7 protein-coding genes and 1 pseudogene are annotated in these 7587 nt (G+C 68.4%); all 8 read left to right on the top strand.

Annotated elements, in window-relative coordinates; genetic code table 11:
• Positions 1-460, top strand: a pseudogene (locus ABNT58_RS04090) (1-deoxy-D-xylulose-5-phosphate reductoisomerase); the annotation flags it as partial.
• Positions 457-1824: an RIP metalloprotease RseP gene (gene rseP / locus ABNT58_RS04085; protein ID WP_348752233.1), complete on the top strand. Its 1368-nt coding sequence runs from the start codon at positions 457-459 to the stop codon at positions 1822-1824. The pseudogene ABNT58_RS04090 and the gene rseP, both read left to right, overlap by 4 nt.
• A 10-nt stretch (positions 1825-1834) precedes the next feature.
• Positions 1835-4138, top strand: coding sequence for an outer membrane protein assembly factor BamA (bamA, locus tag ABNT58_RS04080; protein WP_348752232.1), 2304 nt, complete (start codon positions 1835-1837; stop codon positions 4136-4138).
• The gene (locus ABNT58_RS04075; RefSeq protein ID WP_348752231.1) at positions 4138-4650 is read left to right on the top strand and encodes an OmpH family outer membrane protein; all 513 of its coding nucleotides are present in this window, start codon (positions 4138-4140) and stop codon (positions 4648-4650) included. The genes bamA and ABNT58_RS04075 overlap by 1 nt, the downstream gene beginning before the upstream one ends.
• A 28-nt stretch (positions 4651-4678) precedes the next feature.
• Positions 4679-5719 (top strand): UDP-3-O-(3-hydroxymyristoyl)glucosamine N-acyltransferase, encoded by a 1041-nt coding sequence (lpxD, locus tag ABNT58_RS04070; protein ID WP_348752230.1) that lies wholly within the window; start codon positions 4679-4681, stop codon positions 5717-5719.
• Positions 5716-6162: a 3-hydroxyacyl-ACP dehydratase FabZ gene (fabZ, locus tag ABNT58_RS04065; RefSeq protein ID WP_348752229.1), complete on the top strand. Its 447-nt coding sequence runs from the start codon at positions 5716-5718 to the stop codon at positions 6160-6162. The genes lpxD and fabZ overlap by 4 nt, the downstream gene beginning before the upstream one ends.
• On the top strand, positions 6159-6947 hold the full coding sequence (gene lpxA / locus ABNT58_RS04060) for an acyl-ACP--UDP-N-acetylglucosamine O-acyltransferase (protein WP_348752228.1): 789 nt from the start codon (positions 6159-6161) through the stop codon (positions 6945-6947). The genes fabZ and lpxA overlap by 4 nt, the downstream gene beginning before the upstream one ends.
• A 35-nt stretch (positions 6948-6982) precedes the next feature.
• Positions 6983-7587, top strand: a 605-nt coding sequence (gene lpxB / locus ABNT58_RS04055) for a lipid-A-disaccharide synthase (protein ID WP_348752234.1), incomplete at its 3' end; no start/stop codon positions are given.

Below are 7587 nucleotides of genomic sequence, written 5' to 3'. Positions count from 1 at the left end.
GGTGGTGCACCCGCAAAGCATCATCCATTCGATGGTGGTGTGCCGCGACCACTCGGTGCTGGCGCAGCTGGGCACGCCCGACATGCGGGTGCCGATCGCTTATGGCCTCTCGTTCCCTGAGCGCATCGAGTCCGGCGCCGCGCAGCTCGACTTCCTGACGCTGTCCGCGCTCAGCTTCGCGCCGGCCGACCGCCAGCGCTTTCCTGGCCTGTACCTGGCGTGGGACGCCTTGCGCGGCCCCGAGGGCAGCACCACGGTGCTCAACGCCGCCAATGAAGTGGCGGTGGAGGCCTTCCTGGCGGAACGCACCGGCTACCTCGACATCCACCGCATCAACGCCGCCACGGTGGAAGCGGTGCTGCCCCAGCTGCCGGCCGAGCCGGCGCTGGACGACTTGCTGGCGCTGGACGCCGCCGCCCGCGCCCATGCCCGCAGCCTGGTTCAGGGGCTCTCGCGATGATCACGGTTCTGGCTTTCCTGCTCACCCTCGGGGTGCTGATCGTCATCCACGAGTACGGCCACTACCGCGTGGCGCGCGCTTGCGGCGTCAAGGTGCTGCGCTTTTCCGTCGGCTTCGGCCGCGTGCTGTGGCGCCGCCAGGCCACGCCCGACAGCACCGAGTTCGTCATCAGCGCATTGCCGCTGGGCGGCTATGTGCGCATGCTCGATGAAAGCGAGGGCCCGGTGGCGCCGCAACTGCGCAGCCAGGCCTTCAACCGGCAGCCGCTGCGCAAGCGGGCCGCCATCGTGGCCGCCGGGCCGGCCGCCAACCTGCTGCTGGCGGTGGCGCTGTATGCGGCTGCGCAGTGGATCGGCATCAACGAGCCCAAGGCCGTGCTGTCGGCACCGGTGGCCGGCAGCCTGGCCGAGCGCGCGGGCCTGCGGGCCGGCGACGAAGTGACCGCCACGTCCGAGGACGGCGAGGCCTGGGAAGACGTCGCATCGCTGACCGACGTGCGCTGGCGCATCACCCAGTCGGTGCTGCGCGGTGAGCGGCTGTTTCTGATGGTCAGCGAGCCCGGTGGCCACCGCAGCCGCAGCCTGGTGCTCGAGCTCGACCGCGTGGCCGGCCAGGAGATGGACGCAGCGCTGATGCGGCAGATCGGCATCGGCGCGCCGTACAGCGAGCCGGTGCTGGGCGAGGTGCGATCCGGCGGCCCGGCCGACCGCGCCGGCCTGCGCGAAGGCGACCGCGTGCTGCGGGTGGATGGCGAGCCGGTGGGCGATGCGCAGTCGCTGCGCGAGCGCATCCGCCAGTCGGTGCAGGGCGGCACCGGTGTGCCGCTGGCCTGGGTGGTCGAACGCCAGGGCCGCATGCTCGAGCTGACGGTCGAGCCGCGCGTGACCTCCGAAGGCCGCCAGGCCATCGGCCGCATCGATGCCTACGTGGGCAAGCCCTACGAGATGGTCAACGTGCGCCGCGGCCCGATCGAAGGGCTTGTCAACGGCGCCGAACGCACCTGGGACGTCTCGGTGCTCACGCTGCAGATGATGGGCCGCATGCTGGTGGGCGAAGCTTCGCTCAAGAACCTGTCGGGCCCGCTGACCATCGCCGACCAGGCGGGGCAGTCGGTGCAGCGCGGGCTGCCCGAATACCTGGGGTTCCTCGCGCTGGTCAGCGTGAGCCTGGGCGTGCTGAACCTGCTGCCGCTGCCGATGCTCGATGGCGGGCACCTCATGTATTATCTTTTCGAGGGTGTGACCGGCCGGCCGGTCTCCGAGCTGTGGCTCAAATGGCTGCAGCGTGGCGGTGCCTTCATCATGCTTTTGCTGATGTCCCTCGCCCTTTCCAACGACGTGGCCCGCCTGCTGGGCCTGCACTGACGTTCTCCCGATGCATTCATTCTTTTGCCCGAGCCCGCTGCGGCCGGTAGCCGCCTGCGTGGCCGTGGTGTGCAGCGTGGCAGCACTGCCCGCGCTGGCGGTCGAACCCTTCACCCTGAAGGACATCCGCATCGAAGGTCTGCAGCGCACCGACCCCGGCACGGTGTTCGCGGCGCTGCCTTTCCGCATCGGCGACACCTACAACGACGAAAAGGGCGCGGCCGGCCTGCGCGCGCTGTTCGCCACCGGCCTGTTCAAGGACGTGCGCATGGAGGTGGAGGGCGACGTGCTGGTCGTCATCGCCGAAGAGCGCGCGGTGATCTCCTCGGTCAACTTCATCGGCCTGAAGGAGTTCGACAAGGAAACCCTGACCAAGTCGCTGAAGGACGCCGGCATCGGCGAAGGCCTGCCCTTCGACCGCGCCGTGGTCGACCGCGCCGAGCAGGAAATCAAGCGCCAGTACCTGACGCGCAGCCTCTATGGCGCCGAGGTGGTGACCACCATCACGCCGCTGGAGCGCAACCGCGTGGACGTCACCTTCACGATGACCGAAGGCGAGGCGGCCAAAATCAAGGACATCCGCATCGTCGGTGCCCAGGCTTTCTCCGAGAGCACGCTGCTGGGCCTGTTCGAGCAGAGCACCGGCGGCTGGCTGACCTGGTACACCAAGGCCGACCGCTACTCGCGCACCAAGCTCAACGCCGACCTGGAAACCCTGCGCGCCTACTACACCAACCGTGGCTACCTCGAGTTCGCGGTCGAGTCCACGCAGGTCACGATCTCGCCGGACAAGCAGGACATCTCGATCACCATCTCCATCCGCGAAGGCCAGCGCTACACCGTCACCGCGGTGCGGCTGGAAGGCGACTACCTGGGCCGCGAGCAGGAGTTCAAAGACCTGGTGCGCATCAAGCCCGGCGAGCCCTACCGCGCCGAGGACGTGGCCCAGACCACGCGCCAGTTCACCGAGCGCTTCGGCCTCTTCGGCTATGCCTTCGCGCGTGTCGAGCAGCGCCCCGAGATCGACCGTGCCACCGGCCAGGTGGTGGTGGTGCTCAATGCCGAGCCGCAGCGCCGCGTATACGTGCGCCGTGTGAACGTGGCCGGCAACACCCGCACCCGCGACGAGGTGGTGCGCCGCGAATTCCGCCAGTTCGAGTCGGCCTGGTACGACGGCCAGAAGATCAAGCTCTCGCGCGACCGCGTCGACCGCCTGGGCTACTTCAAGGAAGTCAACATCGAGACCAACGAGGTCGCGGGCACCGCCGACCAGGTCGACCTGACGATCAACGTGGTCGAGAAGCCCACCGGCAACCTGATGCTGGGCGCCGGCTTCTCCAGCGCCGACAAGCTGGCGCTGACCGGCTCGATCAAGCAGGAAAACGTGTTCGGCTCGGGCAACTACCTGGGCATCGAGGTCAACACCAGCAAGTACAACCGCAACATCGTGTTCTCCACGGTGGACCCGTACTTCACGGTGGACGGCATCTCGCGCGCGTTCGACGTGTACTACCGCACCAGCAAGCCGCTGAACAGCCAGGGCGTGGACTACGAACTGTCCACCCCCGGTGCGTCCATCCGCTTCGGTGTGCCGTTCTCCGAGTTCGACACGGTGTTCTTCGGCATTGGCGTCGAGAGCACCAACATCAAGGGCACCGGCGCCTTGCCCAACAGCTACCTGCTGTACCGCGAGCAGTTCGGCCAGCGCAGCCTGACCGTGCCGTTCACGCTGGGCTGGGCGCGCGACCAGCGCGACAGCGCCCTGGTGCCCACCAACGGCAGCTACAAGCGGGTGAACGTGGAACTGTCCACCCTGGGCGATGCGCGCTATGTGCGCGCCAACGCCCAGTACCAACACTACATCCCGCTGGGCACGCAGTTCACGCTGGGCCTGAACGGCGAAGTGGGCTGGGGCAAGGGCCTGGGCGGCCGGCCGTTCCCGATCTTCAAGAACTTCTACGGCGGTGGCCTGGGCTCGGTGCGGGTGTTCGACCAGAGCTCGCTGGGTCCGGTGGACGTCACCGGCACCTACATCGGCGGCAACCGCCGCGCCAACGTGAACGCCGAGCTGTACGTGCCGGTGCCGGGCGCCGGCAACGACAAGACGCTGCGCATCTTCGGCTTCACCGACGTGGGCAACGTGTGGGGCGAGCATGAATCCATCGACGCCGGCAGCTTGCGGGCATCGGCGGGTATCGGCCTGTCGTGGATCTCTCCGGTGGGGCCGCTGAAGCTCAGCTTCGGCTCGCCGATCCGCAAGGAGCGCAACGATAGAATCCAGAAATTCCAATTCCAGATCGGGACTGCGTTTTGATGAACAAGTGGAAGACGTTGGCGGCCGCGGTGGCAACCGCGTCGCTGTGGGCGACGTGCTCTGTCGCGCAAGCCCAGGAGTTGAAGATCGGCTACGTCAACAGCGAACGTGTGCTGCGGGAGGCCACGCCGGCCAAGGCCGCACAAACCAAGCTGGAAGCCGAGTTCGGCAAGCGCGAGAAGGACCTGGCGGACGTGGCCAACAAGCTCAAGGCCGCCTCCGACAAGCTGGACAAGGACGCACCCACGCTCAGCGAAGCGGAGCGCACCCGCCGCCAGCGCGAGCTGGTGGAGCAGGACCGCGACTTCCAGCGCAAGCGCCGGGAGTTCCAGGAAGACCTGAACAACCGCAAGAACGAAGAGCTGGCCCTGGTGGTGGAACGCGCCAACAAGGTCATCAAGCAGATCTTCGACAGCGAGAAGTACGACCTGATCCTGCAGGAAGTGGTCTTTGCCGGTCCCCGCGTGGACATCACCAAGAAGGTGATCGACGCGCTGAACGCGGGCAAGTGATGCACGGCCAGCGGCAAGGCTGGCTGGCATGACGATCTCGCTCACGCTGGCCGACATCACCGCCCGACTCGGCGGTGATGTGACGGGCGATCCCGCGATGCGCCTGGATCGCATCGGCCCGCTGTCAGGGGCCACCGCCTCCACGGTGAGCTTCCTGTCCAATCCCCGCTACCGCTCGCAGCTGGCCGACACCGCGGCCGGCTGCGTCATCGTGGCGCCTGCGCAGGCGGACGAGGCCCGTGCGCGGCCGGCGGGGGGTGCGGTCATCGTCACGCCCGATCCCTACCTTTACTTCGCCCGGCTCACGCAGCTGTGGGCGCGGCTCACCCGCCCGCCTGAGTCGGCCGGCGTGCATGCCAGCGCGGTGGTCGATGCCACGGCGCAGGTGCATGCCACGGCCCACGTCGGGCCCATGGTGTGCATCGGCCCCGGTGCGGTGGTGGGCGAGGGCGCGGTGATCGGCGCGCAGACGGTGATCGGCCGCGACGTGCGCATCGGCAGCCACACCCGCATCGCCCCGCGCGTGGTGGTGGGCGACGGCTGCTCGGTGGGCGAGCGCTGCATCCTGCACAGCGGCGTGGTCATCGGCGCGGACGGCTTCGGCTTCGCGCCCACCGAAGGCCGGTGGGAGAAGATCGAGCAGCTGGGCGCGGTGCGCATCGGCCACGACGTGGAGATCGGTGCCAACACCTGCATCGACCGCGGCGCGCTGGACGACACGGTGCTGGAAGACGGCGTCAAGCTCGACAACCTGATCCAGATCGGTCACAACGTGCACGTGGGCCGCAACACGGCCATGGCCGGCTGCGTGGGCGTAGCCGGCAGCGCCCGCATCGGCGCCGGCTGCACCGTGGGCGGTGGCGCCATCATCCTGGGCCACCTGCAGCTGGCCGATGGGGTGCACGTGTCGGCCGCCACGGTGGTCACCCGCTCCATCCTGAAGCCGGGCCAGTACAGCGGCGTGTTTCCCTTCGATGACAATGCCGCGTGGGAAAAGAACGCGGCCACGCTGCGCCACCTGCACACCTTGCGCGACCGCGTGCGGGCGCTTGAAAAGAAGAACGTATGACGACGATGGACATCCACCAGATCCTCAAGAAGCTGCCCCACCGCTACCCGATCCTGCTGGTCGACCGCGTGCTGGAGATCGAGAAGGGCAAGCACATCCGCGCCATCAAGAACGTCAGCATCAACGAGCCGTTCTTCCAGGGCCACTTTCCCAACCGCCCGGTGATGCCGGGTGTGCTGATGCTCGAAGCCCTGGCCCAGGCCGCCGCGCTGCTGAGCTTCGAGACCATCGGCGCCGAGCTGGACGACGACATGGTGGTGTACTTCGTCGGCATCGACGGTGCGCGCTTCAAGCGCGTGGTCGAGCCCGGCGACCAGCTGACGCTGGAAGCCAGCATCGAGCGCGCGAAGGCCGGCATCTACAAGTACAAGGCCCGCGCCAGCGTCGACGGCGAAACCGCGGTCGAGGCCGAGCTGATGTGCACGATGCGCAAGGTGGCATGACCGCGATCCACGCCACCGCCATCATTGACCCGAAGGCCGAGCTGGACCCTTCGGTCAGCGTGGGGCCTTACGCGGTCATCGGGCCGCATGTGCGCATCGGCGCCGGCACCACCGTGGGCCCGCATGCGGTGATCGAGGGCCACACCACCATCGGCCGCGACAACCGCATCTTCCAGTTCGCTTCGCTGGGTGCGATGCCGCAGGACAAGAAGTACGCGGGCGAGCCGACCGAGCTGCACATCGGCGACCGCAACACCATCCGCGAGTTCTGCACCTTCAACACCGGTTCGGCGCAAGATGCCGGCGTCACCCGCATCGGCGACGACAACTGGGTGATGGCCTATGTGCACATCGCGCACGACTGCCAGATCGGCAACGACAACACGCTGGCCAACAACGCCACCTTCGCCGGCCATGTGCACGTGGGCAGCCATGTGACCGTGGGCGGGCTCACGGGCGTACACCAGTTCGTCAAGATCGGCTCGTACACCATGCTGGGCTTTGCCAGCGCGGTGACGCAGGACGTGCCGCCCTACATGCTGGTGGACGGCAACCCGCTGGCGGTGCGCGGCTTCAATGCCGTGGGCCTGAAGCGCCGCGGCTTCAGCAGCGAGCGCGTCAGTGCCATCAAGCAGATGCACAAGGCGCTGTACCGCAAGGGCCAGACGCTGGAAGAGGCCCGCGCCGAGATCGCCGGCCTGGCCACCAGCGCGCCCGAAGCGGCGGCCGACGTGGCGATGATGCTCGACTTCCTGCAGGCCGCCACCCGCGGCATCGCGCGCTGACCGTGGACACCGCGGCGCAGGCTCCGCGGTTCGGCATGGTGGCGGGCGAGACGTCCGGCGACCTGCTGGCCGGCTTGATGATGGGCGGCATGAAGGCCCGCTGGCCGGCCATGCAGGCGGCCGGCATCGGCGGCCCGCGCATGGCGGCCCACGGCTTCGAAGCCTGGTGGCCCCACGAGAAGCTGGCGGTGCGCGGCTACGTGGAAGTGCTGCGCCACTACCGCGGCATCTCGCGCATCCGCGAGCAGCTGGCCGAGCGGCTGCTGCAGCAGCGGCCCGATGCCTTCATCGGCGTCGATGCGCCCGACTTCAACCTGGGCCTGGAAGCGCGGCTCAAGGCCGCCGGCATCAAGGCCATCCACTTCGTGTGCCCGTCCATATGGGCCTGGCGCGGCAACCGCGTCAAGAAGATCGCGGCCAGCACCGACCATGTGCTGTGCCTGTTCCCGTTCGAGCCCGAGCTGCTGCGCAGCCACGGCATCGCCGCCACCTACGTGGGCCATCCGCTGGCCGATGCGATTCCGCTGCAGGCCCCGAAAGAGGCCGCGCGCGCCGCGCTGGGCCTGCCCGCGCAGGCGCCGGTGGTGGCCGTGCTGCCGGGCAGCCGCCGGTCGGAGATCGAGATGATCGCGCCGGTGTT

This window comes from uncultured Aquincola sp. (genome assembly GCF_964001545.1).
In the GTDB taxonomy this organism is placed as follows: Bacteria; Pseudomonadota; Gammaproteobacteria; order Burkholderiales; family Burkholderiaceae_C; genus Aquincola.
This window is presented reverse-complemented; position numbering and strand designations above follow the sequence as displayed.